Genomic DNA, 17,086 nt, shown 5'->3' with positions numbered 1-17,086 from the left:
GTCAGCCGAACTCCTTGAACAACTCCGTGAAGGCGTAGTCGGACTGCTCGATCCCGCTGCACCTGCCGCTGAGCTCGCCGTCGCCGCAGTCGCCGTTGTCCCGGTTGACCGACCAGAACCGGACGAAGCCCAGCCCCTTCTCCTCGGCGAAGTCGAGCACGGTACGCGCGTTCGCCACGGTGGTGACCGGCCCGGTGTCGTTCACACCGATCATCGGGGTGACGCCGAGCATGGCGTACAGCTCCGCCTCGGTCCGGCCGGGCCACACCGTGGCGAGGTCGGCGGCGACCGCCTCGGTGGCGGCGGTCATCGCGTCGCCCCAGCCGCTGTCGTAGTCGAAGTTCATCGTCATCGCGTTCACGCTGACCTCGACGCCGGCCGCCGCGAGCGTGGAGAGCAGCGCGACGTCCGCGTCGGTGAGCCCGCTCTCGACGCCGCCGACCGGCAGCGTCAGGCTGATCGCGGTACCCCGGGCCGCCTGCAGCGCGGCGAGCGCCTCGGCCACGACCCGGCCGTCGACGTCCTGCTCGATGTCCACGTCGAGGTGGTTGCTGCCGGCCGCGTCGAGCGCCGTCCCGTACGCGGTGGTGAGATCGCTCGCCGAGCAGGAGTTCTCCAGGTACGTGCCGGTGGCGCCGCCGGTCGCGACGATCACCTCGCCGCCGATGCCGTCGATCGCCGCGATCTCGCCGGCCACCGCGCCGCTGTCGATCGCTGTCGTCCCGCCCCAGGTCGGCGTGCAGGTACCGGCGGCGTCGGCGAGCACGAAGGCGAGCGAGAAGTCGGTGAGCCCGGTCTTCTCGTGCACGTCGGCGATGTCCGCGGTGCCGCTGACCACGTCGACGTACGGCGCCACGACGGGCCCCTTCTCCGGCGCGGCGGGCACCAGCCGGGCCTCGGCCTGACTGGTGCAGGCACCCGCGAAGAGCAATCCGGCGACCGTGAGCGCGGCGGCAGTACGACTTATCGGATTCATCCCGAGATAGTGGCACTTCGACGGCCGCCTATTGCCGCCTAAGCAATCAATACGGACACAGCGGTCACACAATCTGTGTCCGATTAGCCCCGCAAAGAAAGGAAGCGCCAGGGACCGAGAAGCGAAATCCGTGATCTGCCGCACAAGAAATGAAAGGTATTCAGTGAGTGTCTACACCACGGCGAGGACGAAACCGCGACGCCTCCGCGCGCCACGACCCCGGTGGGTGGTCTTCGCCGTCCTGCTCACCCTGTTCGCGAGCATCCTGCTGGTGAACGGTCTCGTCGAGGGCGAGTTCACCCAGGACGGCGCGATCGAGTCCACCTCGCAGACCGACCAGGTGCCGGAGGAGGCGTTGACCGGCGGGCCGATCATCCAGACCGACGGGACGACCACGACGACGGTCTCGGCCGGCGCCAAGCAGATCGTGCTGACGTTCGACGACGGCCCCGATCCGGAGTACACCCCGGAGATCCTGGACGTCCTCGAGGAGTACGGCGTACCGGCGACGTTCTTCATGATCGGCTCGGAGATCAGCAAATACCCCGATCTGGTACGCCGGGTGGTGGCCGAGGGCAACGAGGTCGGCGTGCACACGTTCACCCATCCCGAGATGTCGAGCAAGAACGAGTGGCGTCGTTCGGTGGAGATGCAGGAGACCCAGTACGCCCTGGCCGGCGCGGCCGGCGTGACCAGCGTGATCTTCCGGCCGCCGTACTCGTCGACGGTGGCGGCCCTGGATGACAGCAACTGGGCCGTCATGGAGGAGATGGGCGAGAGCGGCTACCTCACCGTGGTGAACGACCTGGACAGCCGGGACTGGGAGGCGGGCGTCACGAACGAGGACATCGTCGAGGCGGTCACCCCGTCGGACGGCGAAGGCGCGATCCTGCTCTTCCACGACGGCGGCGGCGACCGGTCGCACACCGCCTCGGCGCTGCGGACGGTGATCCCGGCGCTGCTGGAACAGGGCTACACGTTCACCACGGTCGCGGCGCTCACCGGCATGGAGACGGTCAACCCGGCCGCCACCACACAGGAGAAGGTGGTCGGCACGAGCCTGGTCACGGCGGTGCGGATCGCCCGGGACACCACGATCTGGTTCTCCGGGCTGCTGCTGCTCTTCGGTGTCCTGACGGTCGGCCGGCTGGCACTCATGCTGATCCTCGGCCGCCGCCACGCCCGCCGCCACCGCGCCGGCGCCTCGGTCTGGGGTCGTCCCTACTCCGAGCCGGTCACCGTGATCGTTCCGGCGTACAACGAGAAGGAATGCATCGCCGACACCGTGCGATCACTCGCCGCGAGCACCCATCCGATCCGGATCATCGTGGTGGACGACGGCTCGACGGACGGAACGGCGGAGATCGCCGAGAGCCTCGGGTACGCCGACGTCACCGTGATCTGGCAGCCCAACAGCGGCAAACCGGCAGCGCTCAACACCGGCATCGCGGCCGCGAACACCGAGGTCGTGGTGATGATGGACGGCGACACGGTCTTCGAGCCGGACACCGTGCGCCGCCTCGTGCAGGCCTTCGCGGACCCCGAGGTGGGCGCGGTCGCCGGCAACGCCAAGGTCGCCAACCGGAAAGGCCTGATCGCGCTCTGGCAGCACATCGAATACGTCGTCGGTTTCAGCATCGACCGCCGGGCGTACGACGTGATGCGCTGCATGGCGACCGTCCCCGGGGCGATCGGGGCGTTCCGCCGTACGGCCCTGCAGCAGGTCGACGGCTTGAGCGACGACACCCTCGCCGAGGACACCGACCTGACGATCGCGCTGATCCGGGCCGGCTGGCGGGTCGTCTACGAGGAGCACGCCCGCGCCTGGACCGAGGCGCCCACCACGATGTCGCAGCTCTGGCGGCAGCGGTACCGGTGGAGTTACGGCACCATGCAGGCGATGTGGAAGCACCGCGGCGCGCTGCTGGAGAGCGGCGCGGGTGGCCGCTTCGGCCGTCGCGGCCTGCTCAACCTGCTCCTCTTCCAGACCCTCATGCCGCTGCTCTCACCGCTCATCGACGTCTTCCTGATCTACGGCTTCCTCTTCCTGGACCCGAAGCAGACGGCGATCGCCTGGCTCACCATGCTCACGATCCAGATGGCGAGCACCGTGTACGCCTTCCGGCTGGACGACGAGCGACTCAAGCCGATCCTGATGGTCCCGTTGCAGCAGTTCGTCTACCGCCAGCTGATGTACCTCGTGCTGATCCAGTCGGTGCTCGCAGCCCTGGGCGGCATCCGCCTGGGCTGGCAGAAACTCCATCGGGCCGGCGGCCTGGGCGCCCTCCTCGGAGGTCGGCAATAGCCCTCCACAAGGCCCCTCAGGCGAGCTCACCGTAGTGACGAAGGAGGCTGTTCAATTTCCGGAGCCGATCGATGGTGCCGGCCGGCGGCGGATCGGGCTTGAAGTGCATGACGTCGTTGCGAATCTGCCGGATCTCGTCGAGCCGTCCGATGAAGGTGGGCCGGTCCAGCGGCCAGCCGAGGCCGGTCCAGGTCTGCGGGTCGTCCAGGACACGCTGGTAGTCACCCATCGACAGCTCGTCGAAGGAACGGAAGGACCGCTTGCAGAGTGCCGACACCTGCTCGATCTCGAATCTGCGCGCGATGATCCTGCGGAGGCTACGGTCCAGTTCACCGATCTGGAAGAACGGCAGCGCCATCTCTCCGTATGCCTGGACCACGTCTGCGGTGGTGACGATGCCGGCCACCACACTCTCCTGGTCGCGGACGAATACGAAGCCCGTCCGCTGCAGTTCGGGAAGGATGTCGATGAGCTCTTTGTCGTAGCCGACGGCGATGGCTTCGGGCTCGATGGCGTCCGAGAGCTTCGCGTCCATGTCGGCATGACGGGCATGAGCGATGGACCGCCAGGTGATGGCGCCACGCAGGTTCCGGGGCCCGTTGAGGACCGCCAGCTGCGAGTAGTCGTTCAACAACATCTTCGTGACGGCTTCTTCGAACGACGCGTTCGGCGCGACGGAGCTCAGCCCGCCCAGCGCGGATGGGAGGTTGCCGACGGTCAGGCCGATCGGATCGTCGTCCGCCTCGTCCTCATCGGACACCGAAGCCACCGTGGCCGCCTGCGCGGGAGGCGGTTCCTCGACGCCGCTGGAGCCGACGATCAAGCGAACGGTCGCGTCCAGGGTGACCTTGCGGAAACTGGGCGAGGTCACCAGGCCGTGGTTCGCCAGATCCGCTTCGATACGGCTGATCTGGTCGCCACGGTCCTTGGCTCCCCACAGGGACAGCAGTTCGCGAACCGAGAACTCCTCCGGTTGGCTCTCCTCCGCTCGCTTGCGCGCCTCGCGGAGACGGGAGTGCACACGGACGTCGAGCGCCTCCTCGCCCGGATCCTCCACCGCCGTGGCCACCACGCGGTCGAGCAGTTCCTGACGAAGTGTGTCCAGCGGTCGTCCCGTTGCCACCACCACCCAGGCCAGCCATCCGTCGACGGCGCGCATCCCCGCGGCCACCGCGGCCGCCCGTGACGGCGATGGGAACTCCTGACCGTCGGGGATGAGGCGTACCCGGCCGGAGCCGGTCACCTCGGCATGGTGGGTGACCTTCATCCGCCGGCGGTGGAACCGCAGTTCGGCTCCGGGCTTGAGCAGGTCGGCCTCGATCAGATCACGTACGCGGACCCGGCGGCCGCCCAGCAGGTACATGGACCGTTTCCCTGAGGATTCGTCGGTCACCTCGCCTCCATCCGTCAGCCCTGCCGCAAACCCGCGTGCTTGGCCCGGTTCCCCAGCGTCATCAGGAGAATCTTCTTGGTCAACTCGTCCTTCCGGCCGCTGGTCGGAATGCTCAGCGCCTTGGCTACCTGTCGCAGGTCGACGGCGCTGAGATTGATCTCGGCCAACAACTCGGCACCCTGATCGCGGGTTTCGCAGGCACGAAGTCGCACGACCACGGACTCCGCGTCGATCGTCGCGAGGCTGGACGGACGACGGCTGCGCGGTGCCGTCGCGGGCGAGGGCGGGGACACGGCCTCCGCCCGAGGCTGCGGAGCCGCAGCAAGCGGTCGGCCGTCGACGCGATCCGTCACCGACAGGGTGGCCCGGCCCTCGACGAGAGCGACCAGTCGATCACGGGACAGACCGGCGAGGAAGGAATTGACGCATGCCTGCAGCCTCAGCAGCAGTGCGAGATCACTCATCAGCGCGAACCCGCCTGGATCCCATCGAGGATCTCCGTGGTCAGCCTCCGGAACTCGACGGCGACGTCATCGGTGACCGGCGCCCGGAGCACCGCAGGCACTCCGTTCTCACCGGCGTCCCCGAAGTGCCGGGGACTATCCCTCATCACACTTCTCAGGACGGTCATCTCCGCGTTGGTACGGACGTCTTCCATGTAGTACTGCTGGGTCCCGATGGGCTTACCCGCATAGATCTTGACCATCGTGAAGACGACACCAAGGAAGCGGGTCTCTATCTGCCCGATTGATCCACCCGAACTGCCGTGGTTGACGTAGTCGTTGTACTCGGCGACCAGCTCGTCGCAGTTTCCGACCAGGTATTGGATCCCCAGCGTCGACAGATAGTCGGCTTTGGCCGGCACCAAGACATGATCACTCGCCACGATGGCGGTCTTGGTGACCAGGCCGAAGTTCGGAGCGCAGTCGATCAGAACAAGATCATATTTCTGGAACTCCGGATGCCGTAGTGCGCGCGCCAGGCATCCGTGCAGATCGAGGAACTTCCGCTTGGCTTCCGTCAGCGTCGTCCCGCCACCGAGACGAGCCGCCAGCCGGAGGTCGATGTCGATGAGCTTGAGGTGCGAGGAGATCAGGTCGAGCTGCCCGCCCGAGTCAGCGAGTTGCTCGTTGACCAGCGGAGGCGTCACGACGAGATCATGGAGCTCCACCTCACTACCCGGAGCCTCACCCTCGTACCATCGCATGATCGTGGTGTCTTTGCGCAGTTCCTCACGCCACTGCTCGACGCTGTAGAGCGAGAACGTCAGATTGGCCTGGGGGTCCAGGTCGATGAGAAGGACCCTATGCCCACGGGCGGCGACCTCAGCGCCTAGATTCGCGGTCAATGTCGTTTTACCGACGCCGCCTTTGTAGTTCATGACAGCGATGACATGCATATCGCGCCCCCACCTGTCGCAGCCGGACACGGGAACACTAACGGCAACGCCGTTTCCGATTCACGCTGTCAGCTAAGCGACATTCATCATCGCAATGGCCGTCGCACCTCACTTCGACCGCCATCGGGGGCTCGTGCCGAAAACACGGGAACAGCCGCTTGGAACAGGCGTTCCAGCCGCTCTCGGCCGTCACGCGAAAACCGCAATCCTCGCACCGATCCGGAACGCGGACCACGGTGGATGATCGGCCCGACATTCCAGCACCTTCGAACGGTTGCTTCCGGCGAAGGCGGGTTCCAGCCGGCCGGCAGGCATACCAGAACGGCGATGCGCCCAAGTTCGCACATCGCCTTTTCAACCGGTCTCACCCGGACAAAATCAAGTTGTTGACATCGACGGGGAATGTTGCGAGTGTGCGAACACCACGTTTCGTGTGTGTTCTTGTGAACAAAGCTTCCAGGAGAGGCTCGATGTCACCATCCGCGCACCGTTCCCGTCGTTCGTTCACTGCCCTGCTGGGCACCCTAGTCCTTTCGCTGGCGTGTGTGAACGTTCCCACATCCGCCGCCGCAAGCCCGAAGCCCTCCTCCGACACCTCCTGCGCGACCACCGGATCCGTCGATTTCGGCGTGGATCTGGCCGGTTCCGGCTGGAAGTTCACGACCGGCGACGACGCGTCCTGGTCGGACCCGGCGTTCGCCGACACGGCCTGGCGTGACTGGAGCGTCCCGGACAACTGGGGCGAGCACACCGACCTGTCCGGGTACGACGGTTTCGCCTGGTACCGCAAGACCTTCACGCTGCCGGCCCGCCCCACCGGGGTCGCCGACGCGAACATCATCGCGGCGCTCGGCAAGATCGACGACGCCGACCAGGTGTTCCTCAACGGCACCGAGATCGGCAGGACCGGCGGCTTCCCGCCGAACTTCGACTCGACGTGGGAGGTGCCGCGGGAGTACTACCCGGCGGACGGCCTGCTGCGCTGGGGCACGACGAACACCATCGCGGTCCGGGTCTACGACGGCACCGGCGGCGGCGGGTTCTACCAGGGCCCGGTCGGTCTCTATTCGAAAGCGCGCCTGCGGGCACTGGAGGGGATCACCGGGACTGCTGCCACCCGTACCCAATTGGCTCATGCCTGCGCCGTGATCAGCCGGCAGCATCGCGCCGTGGCCTCCGGAGACGTTCGCGGCTATGCCGCGACGCTGGCGTCCGGCTTCTTCCACCAGGGCGACACCGCTGACCGCCGGATCACCGAGCTGAAAGCCCTGCTCAAGAAGGGCAAGGTGACGCTCACCGACAGCCAGGCCGAGGTCTTCGTGGACGGCCAGGGCCGGCTCGTGGTCGACACGATCCGCACCTGGACCGGCCTGCCCACCACGCGGGAGCTGCTCTACATCGATCCCCGCAAGGACGTCGAGCTCGGCGACCACGCCCGGTTCTTCCGGGACGACTACGACTCCGCGGCGATGAAGCGGCGCGCCCAGTTCAACGTCTACCTGCCGAAGAGCTACACCCGGACCACGGCGAAGCGGTTCCCGGTGGTCTACATGCTGAACGGCTTCAACGGCAGCAACATCGAGTGGGAGGCCCGGGACATCGACGCGGTCCTGGACAGGATGGGCCTCGACGCCATCGTGGTCTTCCCGGACGGTCAGAGCGGCTGGTACGTCGACACCTCCGAGGGCAACTTCAAGTCCATGATCGTCAAGGAGATCGTGCCGATGGTCGACCGGGTCTACCGGACGATCCCGGACCGTGACCACCGCGGCATCACCGGCGTCTCGATGGGCGGCCAGGGCGCGTTCACGATCGGCCTCACCAACCCGGACCTGTTCAGCTCGATCGCCAGCCACATGGGCGCGCTCAGCTTCGCGCCGCTGATCGGCACCGCCGCCGAGCGGGCCGCCAACGCCGGACTTCGCCCGCTCACCCTGGTCGCCGGGATGTCCGCGGCCGACCTGAATCGGCACCGCTTCTACCTCGACGGCGGCGACGCCGACGAGTACCGCTTCGGCGTGGCCGCGCAGCAGATGAGCACGCTGCTGGCCGGTAAGGGCGTGAAGCACGACTACCAGCTCGGCGCCGGCAACCACAGCGACGCCTACTGGATGCCGAAGCTGGACCGGTCGTTCGGGCTGCACATCGAGCAGTTCAGTGCCCACCCGGTGAAGCAGCCGAAGGAGCCGAAGACGCACAAGGACGGCTACCGCTGGCCGTGATCGCGCGCCCCGCGATCGTGGAAGGGATCCACGATCGCGGGCACTGAATCAGCGGTGCAGGAGGTCGTGGGTCGCGGAGATCGCGGTCCACGACTTCGGCGCAGCGATCCTGGAAGCCGCGAAGGACGATGCGACCACCGGCTTCGACGGCGTGTAGAGCCACGCGTCGAAGAGCGCGTCCAGATCCTCACCGGAGATCTTCTCGGCGAGGGCGGTGAACTCGGCGGTGGTGGCGTTGCCGTACTTGTGGGTCGCCACCCAGGTCCGCAGGATCTCGAAGAAGTCGTCGTCGCCGACGGCCACCCGCAGCTGGTGCAGGGTCATCGCCCCACGGTCGTAGACGGCGTCACCGAACAACTGCGCCACACCGGGGTCGGCCGGCGCCGTGGTCCAGATGTCCGCGTCGTCGGGGTAGGTCGCGTACAGATAATCGAAGATCTCCTGCGCGGTGCCCTCGTCGTTCTTCTCCGACCAGAGCCACTCCGCGTAGCTGGCGAAGCCCTCGTTCAGCCAGATGTGCTTCCACTCGTCCACCGACACCGAGTCGCCGAACCACTGGTGGGCGTTCTCGTGGACGACCACCGAGGTGTTCGAGCCACGGCGGAAGAAGGCTGAGGAGTAGTTCGGCCGGGTCTGCGTCTCCAGGGCGAAGCCCAGCGTGCCGGGCGGGGTGACGACGCCACCGCGCGCCTCGAACGGGTACGGCCCGAAGACCTCGCTCTCCCAGTCGGTGATCTCGGCGGTCCGCTCCACACTGGCCTGTGCCGCGTCCCGGAAATCAGGTTCGAGCAGCTGCGAGTAGGCGTTGTAGATGGTCTGCCCGTTCTCGGTGACATCGGTCGTGATGTCGTACTGCCCCACCGCCAGGAACGTCAGGTACGTGGCCTGCGGCTTCAGCGACCGCCAGCTCCATCGGGTGTAGCCGAGCGTCTCCCGTACGGGCGGCCGCGGCTGCACGCCGTTGCTGATCGCTTCGAGCCCGTCCGGCACCGAGACCGAGACGTCGAATGTCGCCTTGTCCGACGGGTGGTCGTTGCTCGGGTACCACCACCAGGCGATCTCCGGCTCACCGACGGCGAGCGCGCCGTCCGGCGTCCGGATCCAGGCGGTGTAGCCGGCGCCCACCTCGGTGGACGGGACTCCGGCGTACTGCACCACGATCGTGAGGTCAGCGCCGGCGGCGACCGGGCGGGCCGGCGTGACGACGAGCTCGTGCTCGCCCTGCGTCGTGAACGCGGCGGGCCGGTTGTTGACCCGCACCGACGAGGCGTCGAGCAGGAAGTCGAGGTTGAACCGGCTCAGATCCTGGGTGGCTTTCGCCAGGATCGTGGTGGTGCCGGTGAGCCGGTCGCTGGAGGGTGTGTAGCGCAGCCGGATGTCGTAGTGGGAGACGTCGTACCCGCTGTTGCCGTAGTCGGGGTAATAGTCGTCGCCGACTCCGGGACCACCGGGAGCCTTGGCGTGGGCCGTCGCCGGGGTGCCGACGAGGACGGTGAGGGTCGCGACGATAGCCGCAAACAGTCTTCGCATGCCCGCCAACATATCGAAGGATGTTTATCGACTGAACAACATCGCGCACTCCACCGCGCGGCGCCAGTTCGCGTACTCCGCAGCTCGATGATCGAGATCCATCGACGGCTTCCACTGCCCGGCTCGATGCCGGTTCGCCCGCAGGTCACGCAGGTCGGACCAGTAACCGACGGCGAGACCGGCCGCGTAGGCCGCGCCCAGCGACACCGTCTCGGCGTTCATCGGCCGGACCACCGGGACCTGCAGCACGTCGGCCACGAACTGCATGAGCAGGTTGTCGGCGGTCATGCCGCCGTCGACGCTGAGCGCGGTGAGCGCGAGCCCCGAGTCGGCGTTCATGGCGTCGACCACGTCCCGTGTCTGCCATGCGGTCGCTTCCAGGACCGCCCGGGCCAGGTGCCCCTTCGTGATGTACGAGGTCAGACCGACGATCACCCCGCGAGCCTCGCTCCGCCAGTGCGGGGCGAAGAGGCCGGAGAACGCCGGAACGATGTAGCACCCGCCGTTGTCCTCGACGGTCGCCGCCAGCGTCTCGATCTCCGATGCCGTGCCGATCAGCCCGAGGCCGTCGCGAACCCACTGGACCAGCGAGCCCGCCGTCGCGATCGAGCCTTCCAGCGCGTACGTGACCGGCTCCGCCCCGATCCGGTACCCCACCGTCGTGATCAGCCCGTGGCTCGACCGCACGGGCGTCGTGCCGGTGTTCATCAGCAGGAAGCCGCCGGTGCCGTAGGTGCACTTGGCCTCGCCCGGAGCGAAACAGGTCTGCCCGAAGAGCGCCGCCTGCTGGTCGCCGATGGCCGCGGCGATCGGGATGCCACCGAGGGTCGTGCCGTAGATCTCCGCCGATGACCGGATGGACGGCAGCATCGCGCGCGGAATCGCGAAGAGTCGCAACAGGTCGTCGTCCCAGTCGAGCGTCTCGAGATTCATCAGCATCGTCCGGCTGGCGTTCGTCACGTCGGTCAGATGCCGCCCGCCGGTCAGATTCCAGATGAGCCAGCTGTCCATCGTCCCGAACAGGATGTCGCCCCGCGCCGCGCGATCTCCCAGATCGTGCTGTTCCAGCAGCCACTGGATCTTGGTGGCGGAGAAGTAGGTCGCCGGTGTCAGGCCGGTCCTCTCCCTGATGAACTGCCCGTCGATCTCCGCCACCGACGTACGGGTGTCCTGCCAGGAGATCGCCGGCGCGACGGGCTGCCCGGTCGCCCGATCCCACAGCACCACCGTCTCCCGCTGGTTGGCGATCCCGATCGCCGCCACCTGCTCGGCCCCGACCCCGCCCTCACGCAGCGCTTTCCCGATGAGCCGCTGGGTGTCCCGCCAGATCCGCGCGGCGTCGTGCTCCACCCAGCCCGGCTTCGGATAGGACTGCGGATGCTCGCCGCGCACCACCGAGACGACGGTCGCCTTCCGGTCGAACAGGATGCACCGCGTCGACGTGGTCCCCTGATCGACGGCCATCACGTACTTGTCGCTCATGTCCCCGCCAAGTCCCTGGAGACGGACCTCGCCGCGGCCGTCACATGCTCCACCAATGCCGGTCGCGCCTGCCGCCGGGTGTCGCAGAGCGTCTCCACCGGCCCGGAGATCCCGATCGCGCCCACCACCAGGCCGCCACTCGTCCGCAGCGGCGCCGCGATCGCGGCCTCTCCCGCGCGCCACTCCTCCACCGCGAGACCCCACCCCCGCGCGCGGGTCTCACCCAAGTGCCGGGCCAGATCTTGGCGATCGGTCAGGGTCCTTCGCGTGTACGTCTCGAAGCCGGCCGTGGCGACGGCCCTCGCCTCCATCGGGTGGTAGGCGAGGAGCGCCTTGCCGAGGGCCGTCGCGTGCGGCGGCAGAAGACGGCCGGTGTCCATCGACTGCGCCGAGTCGTCCGGCCGGAAGACGTGGTGCACGACGAGCACCTGGCGGTCACGCAGCACCCCGATCCGGACCTCCTGGCCACTGCGTGCCGCGAGCGCGTCCGCCCAGTTCAGCGCGCGGGCCCGTAGTTCGTTCACGTCGAGGCCGGCCGACCCGAGATCCAGGACGCCCCGGCCCAGCCGGTACCGCGCGGTCCGCGGGTCCTGCTCGACGAATCCGACGTGCTCGAGCGTGCGCAGGATGCTGTGTGCCGTCGATTTCGGCAGATCGAGCGCCTCGGCCACCTCGCCGACCCGCAGCCGGTCCGCGGCCAGCAATCGGAGCACGGCGGACGACCTCTCGATCGACTGGATGAGGCCCGGCACGTGCGACATTGTCGCACGGTTCGCGTTGCCGGTCCCCCGTCCTCTCCCTAGCGTCGCAGCTCGAGAGGGCGATTCAGGAGGTAACGTGGCGCACTTCGTCGGCGCGATCGATCAAGGCACCACCAGCACCCGTTTCATGATCTTCGACCGGGCCGGCCGGGAGATCGCGCGCAGCCAGCTGGAGCACCGGCAGATCCTGCCGGCGGCCGGCCTGGTCGAGCACGACGCCACCGAGATCTGGGAGAACACCCTCAAGACGATCGACGCGGCCCTGACCGGCGCCGGCCTGGAACCGGCCGACCTCGCGGCGATCGGCATCACCAACCAGCGGGAGAGCGTGCTGGTCTGGGACCGGGAGACCGGCGAGCCGGTACACAACGTGATCGTCTGGCAGGACACCCGGACGAACGACCTGGTCGCCCGCCTCGACGCCGCCTTCGTGCGCGATCGCACCGGCCTGCCTCCCGCGACCTACTTCTCCGCCACCAAGATCCAGTGGCTGCTGGAGAACGTTCCCGGGCTGCGTGAGCGGGCTTCTCGTGGCGAGGTCCTGTTCGGGACGATGGACAGCTGGCTGATCTGGAATCTCACCGGCGGGTCCCATCTGACCGACGTGACGAACGCCAGCCGGACGATGCTGATGAGCCTGGAGACCCTCGACTGGGATCCCGAGCTGCTGGAACTCTTCGGGATCCCGCGCGCCATGCTCCCGGAGATCCGGTCGTCGGCCGACAGCTACGGGACCTTCTCCGGGGTGCCGATCGCCGCTGCCATCGGCGACCAGCAGGCCGCCCTCTTCGGGCAGACCTGTTTCGCGCCCGGCGAGGCCAAGTGCACCTACGGCACCGGCGGCTTCCTGCTGATGAACACCGGCACCACACCCGTGCGGTCCAGCCACGGCCTGATCACCACGGTCGGCTACCGGTTCGGCTCGGACGCCCCGGTCTTCGCCCTCGAAGGGTCGATCGCCGTAGCGGGCGCTGCCATCCAGTGGCTGCGCGACCAGCTCGGCGTCCTCGGCTCGGCGTCGGAGAGCGAGACCCTGGCCGCGTCGGTCGAGGACAGCGAGGGCGTCTGCTTCGTCCCGGCCTTCTCCGGGCTGTTCGCCCCGTACTGGCGGCCGGACGCCCGCGCCGCGATCGTCGGCCTGTCCCGCTACCACACCGCGGCGCACATCACCCGGGCCGCGCTCGAAGCCATCTGCTACCAGACCCGGGACGTGGTCGAGGCGATGGCCCAGGACTCGGGCACCACACTGGACTGTCTCCAGGTCGACGGCGGCGTCACCGGCAACGCGCTCTGCATGCAGTTGCAGGCCGACATCCTCGGCGTCCCGGTGAGCCGTCCCGCCGTCGCCGAGACCACCGCGCTCGGCGCCGCCTACGCGGCCGGGCTCGCCGTCGGTTTCTGGAAGTCCGTCGACGACCTGCGCGACAACTGGCACGAGGACCGGCGCTGGCAGCCGTCCTGGTCGCCCGAGCGGCGCGAACAAGGCATCACCCGCTGGAAAGCGGCCATCGACCGCACCCTCGGCTGGAATGTGGGGACTCTGTAATGAACACCGGAACGATGTCGCCGCGGACGCGCGCCACCGCGCTCGCGACCCTCGCTGCTGAAGAACTGGACGTCCTGGTCGTCGGCGCCGGCGTGGTCGGCGCGGGCGCTGCCCTCGACGCCGCCACCCGCGGGCTCTCGGTCGGCCTGCTGGAGGCGCGTGACTTCGCGAGCGGCACCTCCAGCCGCTCCAGCAAGCTCATCCACGGAGGCCTGCGCTACCTGGAGATGCTTGACTTCTCCCTGGTACGCGAGGCGCTGCGCGAGCGAGGACTGCTGATCCAGAAGCTCGCCCCGCACCTGGTCCGCCCGGTGCCGTTCCTCTACCCGCTGCAGAAGCGCGCCTGGGAGCGGCTCTACGTCGGTGCCGGCATCGCGCTCTACGACACACTCGCCCTCTCCGGCGGCAGCGCCGGACTTCCCCGGCACCGGCACCTCAGCCGGGTCGAGGCGCTCAAGGCGTTCCCGTCGCTGCGCCCGGAGACGCTGATCGGCGCGATCCGGTACTACGACGCTCAGGTCGACGACGCCCGGCACACCATGTTCCTGGTCCGCACGGCGGCGGCGTACGGCGCACAGGTCGCGTCCCGTACCGAGATGATCGGTTTCCTGCGGGAAGGGCGACGGGTCGTCGGCGTGCGCGCCCGCGACCTGGAGACCGGCGCCGAACTGGAGATCCGCGCCCGCACGGTGATCAACGCGACCGGTGTGTGGACCGGCGACAGCCAGACGATGCTCACCGGCGAGCGGGGCCAATTCAAGATCACTGCCAGCAAGGGCATCCACCTGGTGGTTCCGCGCGACCGGATCTCCGCCAAGAGCGGCATGATCCTGCGTACCGCCAGCAGTGTGCTCTTCGTGATCCCCTGGGACCGGCACTGGATCATCGGGACCACCGACACCCCGTGGAACCTCGACAAGGCGGAGCCCGCCGCGTCCAGCCGCGACGTCGACTACCTGCTCGACGAGGTCAACAAGGCCCTGGTGACGCCGCTGACCCGGGACGACGTGCAGGGTGTCTACGCCGGTCTGCGGCCGCTGCTCTCCGCCGACGCTTCGAGCACCGCGAAACTGTCCCGTGAGCACGCGGTCGGCAACCCGGTGCCCGGCCTGGTAGTGGTCGCGGGCGGCAAGTACACGACGTACCGGGTCATGGCGAAGGACGCCGTCGACGCCGCCGTCGGCGACCTCAGCACCCGGGTGCCGCCGTCCTGCACCGACCAGGTCCCGCTGCTCGGCGCCGACGGCTATCGCGCCGCCTGGAACCGCCGCGCCCAGCTGGCCCGCCGCGCCGGCCTGCACGTCTCCCGCATCGAGCACCTGCTCCGCCGCTACGGCACCCTCACCGACGAGCTCCTCGCCCTGATCGAAGCGGACCCGGCGCTCGGCGAGCCCCTCACCGGCGCCACCGACTACCTGGCCGCCGAGGTCGTCTACGCGGTCACCCACGAGGGCGCACGCCACCTGGAGGACATCCTCTCCCGCCGCACCAGGATCGCCATCGAAACCCCGGACCGGGGCGTCGCCGCAGCCCGGACCACGGCCCTGCTGGTCGCGGGCCCCCTGGGCTGGTCCACCGAGGAGACCGAGCGCGAGATCGCCCGCTACGAGGCCGTGGTCGTAGCCGAACTGGCCGCCCAGACCCAGCTGGACGACGAGAGCGCCGACGCCACCCGCCGCAACGTCCCCCTCGCAACCAGCGCCGCCTGACCCTGCCGTTTCACTCGCCGGGCGGTGACCAGACGGAAAGCTCGCCGCCCGGCGTGGACACCACCTTGAGGCCGTCCGGCCCGGCCAGGGTCCACGCCTCGAAGTCGTCGTCAGCGGGAACGATCAGCCGCACGCCCCCACCGAAGTCGATCCGCAGCCCACCGCGATCGTCCCCGGCAGCCGACTCGACGACCCGGCCGACCAGCTCGGCGTCGCCTTCCTCCCCCGGCGTGATCTCCCGGCCACGCCCCGACTCGAACAGCGTGAAGGCCGTCTCGATCCGAATCTCGTAGCCACCACTGAACGTCAGCGCCACCGTGTACCCGAAGTCCTGGGCGACGACTTCCCGCCCGGCGAAACCCAGATCCATGCTCACCACCCTTGCGGTACGGGATAGGTCCCGTCCGGCCGGATCGGAATATGCGTCGCCGAGTTCGGCCCGGGTTTCCCGTCGAGCCCGATCGGCTGACCGTGCTGGTTGTAGAAGCGCACATATCCATCGGGATAGCCGGGCTTCGGGTCCATCACCCGGACCATATCAGCGTTACCAGCGGATCCCGGTTTCTGATAGACGGCACCCTGCCCGTTGTCGGCCGGCCGCGACGACCATCCGGGTTTCACTCCGGCCGGGCTGCCGGCCGTCGAATCCGCCGCGCCGGACGCCGCCGAGTCACCTCGGGTCTCCATCGGAGTGACCCGGTCGTCACCGGTCGCCTGGACCGCGAGGTCGCCGATCGCCGCCGTGACGATGCCCGCGCCGGCCACGACACCCGCGGCCGAGACGACACTGAGCGGCACGCCGGCGATCGCACCGACACCGGTCGCGCTGAGCGCCACACCGGTGCCTTCACCGCCGGCGCTGATCACCGCGAGGCCGACACCAGCGGCCGCCCAGGCGACCGAACCAGGGTTGTTGATCATCGCGTTCCCGAACGAGGCGACGCCGTTCACGACGTGCGCGCCGACATCGTGCAGGTCGTCGAACCAGCTCGACTCCTCCGGGGCCAGGACGGCTTTCGCTCGCAGCGTCAGTGCCGTCGACGCCGCTGCCGATCGGAGCTGCGCCCGCGCGTTCTCCAGCGCGCTCGCCGCCGCTACCTGCTCCTGACCCCAGAGCCGGATCGCCTCCGCAGCCTGCCCCTGCGCCCATCGCAGCGTCGCCGCGTAGTCGTCGAGCGCACCCGCCCCGGCCTGCATGGCGTCGGCAGCGGTGAACCACCGCCCCGGCTCGTACGCGAACTTCTCCCGGAACCGCACCGCCGCCGCGCCGGTCCAGGCGCCGGTGTCGATCGCACGAAGACCCTCACCGGCCTCACCGGCACTGCTCGCCCGCCGGCGCAGAACGGCGGCAGCACCCGACACGGCATCCGGGTCACCGGGGACCAGCGATCGCGGATCGGAGGTACGCCCCAGCTCAGTCATCCACCGCCCCCAGCGCCGGATCGACTGTCAAGCTCGCCGCGGCGACCTCGTCCGTCTCCCGATAGACCGAGGCCGCACGCGCCAGCACCTCACTGATCAGCCGCGCGTCTTCGGTGAGCAGATCCAGCCCGCTATTCCACCGGTCGCAGAACTCATGGAATGCCCCGGCCATGTCGTCGTCGCCGTATCCCGCCGCCGGCTGCTCCAGGTCGCTCAGACCGGACCGGTCGTGGTCGGCGACGGTCCGCGCGATGCCGGACGCGGCCTCGTCCATCGCGGCGAGGTCCACGTGGAACACCGATCCGTCCATGTTCTCTCCCTGCGGCGAAGGAACGGGTGCT

14 protein-coding genes are annotated in these 17,086 nt (G+C 68.6%); 4 read left to right on the top strand and 10 right to left on the bottom strand.

Going from position 1 to position 17,086, the window contains the following annotated elements; genetic code table 11:
• Position 1: 1 nt before the first annotated feature.
• Positions 2–976 carry a glycosyl hydrolase gene (locus tag EP757_RS16960; protein WP_127547194.1) on the bottom strand — a complete coding sequence of 325 codons (975 nt, stop codon included), beginning with the start codon at positions 974–976 and terminating at the stop codon, positions 2–4.
• Positions 977–1,139: 163 nt separating this feature from the next.
• Between EP757_RS16960 and EP757_RS16955 the strand changes: the two genes are divergently transcribed.
• Positions 1,140–3,281, top strand: a complete 2,142-nt coding sequence (locus EP757_RS16955) for a bifunctional polysaccharide deacetylase/glycosyltransferase family 2 protein (protein WP_127547192.1) — start codon at positions 1,140–1,142, stop codon at positions 3,279–3,281.
• A gap of 16 nt (positions 3,282–3,297) precedes the next feature.
• Here the strand turns inward: EP757_RS16955 and EP757_RS16950 are convergent, their stop codons facing one another.
• From EP757_RS16950 to EP757_RS16940, 3 genes are read right to left on the bottom strand one after another with little or no spacing between them, the layout of a single operon-like run.
• Complete coding sequence (locus EP757_RS16950) at positions 3,298–4,674, bottom strand: CBS domain-containing protein (protein WP_197725529.1); 1,377 nt, start codon at positions 4,672–4,674, stop codon at positions 3,298–3,300.
• A gap of 14 nt (positions 4,675–4,688) precedes the next feature.
• The gene (locus EP757_RS16945) at positions 4,689–5,138 is read right to left on the bottom strand and encodes a hypothetical protein (protein ID WP_127547190.1); all 450 of its coding nucleotides are present in this window, start codon (positions 5,136–5,138) and stop codon (positions 4,689–4,691) included.
• Positions 5,138–6,103 (bottom strand): ParA family protein, encoded by a 966-nt coding sequence (locus tag EP757_RS16940; RefSeq protein WP_305033089.1) that lies wholly within the window; start codon positions 6,101–6,103, stop codon positions 5,138–5,140. Before EP757_RS16940 ends, EP757_RS16945 begins: the two co-directional genes overlap by 1 nt.
• Positions 6,104–6,618: 515 nt before the next feature.
• Between EP757_RS16940 and EP757_RS16935 the strand changes: the two genes are divergently transcribed.
• Positions 6,619–8,295 (top strand): alpha/beta hydrolase family protein, encoded by a 1,677-nt coding sequence (locus tag EP757_RS16935; RefSeq protein ID WP_160165810.1) that lies wholly within the window; start codon positions 6,619–6,621, stop codon positions 8,293–8,295.
• 48 nt (positions 8,296–8,343) lie between these two features.
• On the opposite strand, the gene EP757_RS16930 is transcribed toward EP757_RS16935, so the two are convergent.
• Genes EP757_RS16930 through EP757_RS16920 form a run of 3 tightly spaced genes read right to left on the bottom strand, consistent with a single transcriptional unit; the run spans position 8,344 to position 12,059 of the window.
• Positions 8,344–9,825: a M1 family metallopeptidase gene (locus EP757_RS16930; protein WP_127547186.1), complete on the bottom strand. Its 1,482-nt coding sequence runs from the start codon at positions 9,823–9,825 to the stop codon at positions 8,344–8,346.
• 24 nt (positions 9,826–9,849) lie between these two features.
• Entirely contained in the window at positions 9,850–11,307 is a 1,458-nt protein-coding gene (gene glpK / locus EP757_RS16925; protein ID WP_127547184.1) for a glycerol kinase GlpK, read from the bottom strand.
• Positions 11,304–12,059 (bottom strand): IclR family transcriptional regulator, encoded by a 756-nt coding sequence (locus EP757_RS16920; RefSeq protein ID WP_127547182.1) that lies wholly within the window; start codon positions 12,057–12,059, stop codon positions 11,304–11,306. Before EP757_RS16920 ends, glpK (EP757_RS16925) begins: the two co-directional genes overlap by 4 nt.
• An 85-nt stretch (positions 12,060–12,144) precedes the next feature.
• Here EP757_RS16920 and glpK (EP757_RS16915) point away from each other — a divergent pair, with 85 nt between their 5' ends.
• Positions 12,145–13,614, top strand: coding sequence for a glycerol kinase GlpK (gene glpK / locus EP757_RS16915; protein ID WP_127547180.1), 1,470 nt, complete (start codon positions 12,145–12,147; stop codon positions 13,612–13,614).
• A complete protein-coding gene (locus EP757_RS16910) occupies positions 13,614–15,323 on the top strand; it encodes a glycerol-3-phosphate dehydrogenase/oxidase (RefSeq protein WP_127547178.1) in 1,710 nt (569 codons plus the stop codon). The genes glpK (EP757_RS16915) and EP757_RS16910 overlap by 1 nt, the downstream gene beginning before the upstream one ends.
• A 10-nt stretch (positions 15,324–15,333) precedes the next feature.
• On the opposite strand, the gene EP757_RS16905 is transcribed toward EP757_RS16910, so the two are convergent.
• From EP757_RS16905 to EP757_RS16895, 3 genes are read right to left on the bottom strand one after another with little or no spacing between them, the layout of a single operon-like run.
• The gene (locus EP757_RS16905; RefSeq protein ID WP_127547176.1) at positions 15,334–15,693 is read right to left on the bottom strand and encodes a DUF6188 family protein; all 360 of its coding nucleotides are present in this window, start codon (positions 15,691–15,693) and stop codon (positions 15,334–15,336) included.
• Positions 15,694–15,695: 2 nt separating this feature from the next.
• The gene (locus EP757_RS16900; RefSeq protein ID WP_127547174.1) at positions 15,696–16,745 is read right to left on the bottom strand and encodes a putative T7SS-secreted protein; all 1,050 of its coding nucleotides are present in this window, start codon (positions 16,743–16,745) and stop codon (positions 15,696–15,698) included.
• Entirely contained in the window at positions 16,738–17,055 is a 318-nt protein-coding gene (locus EP757_RS16895; RefSeq protein ID WP_127547172.1) for a WXG100 family type VII secretion target, read from the bottom strand. Before EP757_RS16895 ends, EP757_RS16900 begins: the two co-directional genes overlap by 8 nt.
• Positions 17,056–17,086: the final 31 nt, after the last annotated feature.

Source organism: Actinoplanes sp. OR16, assembly GCF_004001265.1.
Taxonomy (GTDB): Bacteria; Actinomycetota; Actinomycetes; order Mycobacteriales; family Micromonosporaceae; genus Actinoplanes.
Note: the sequence above shows the minus strand (reverse complement) of the source record. Positions and strands in the feature narration are given on the sequence as shown.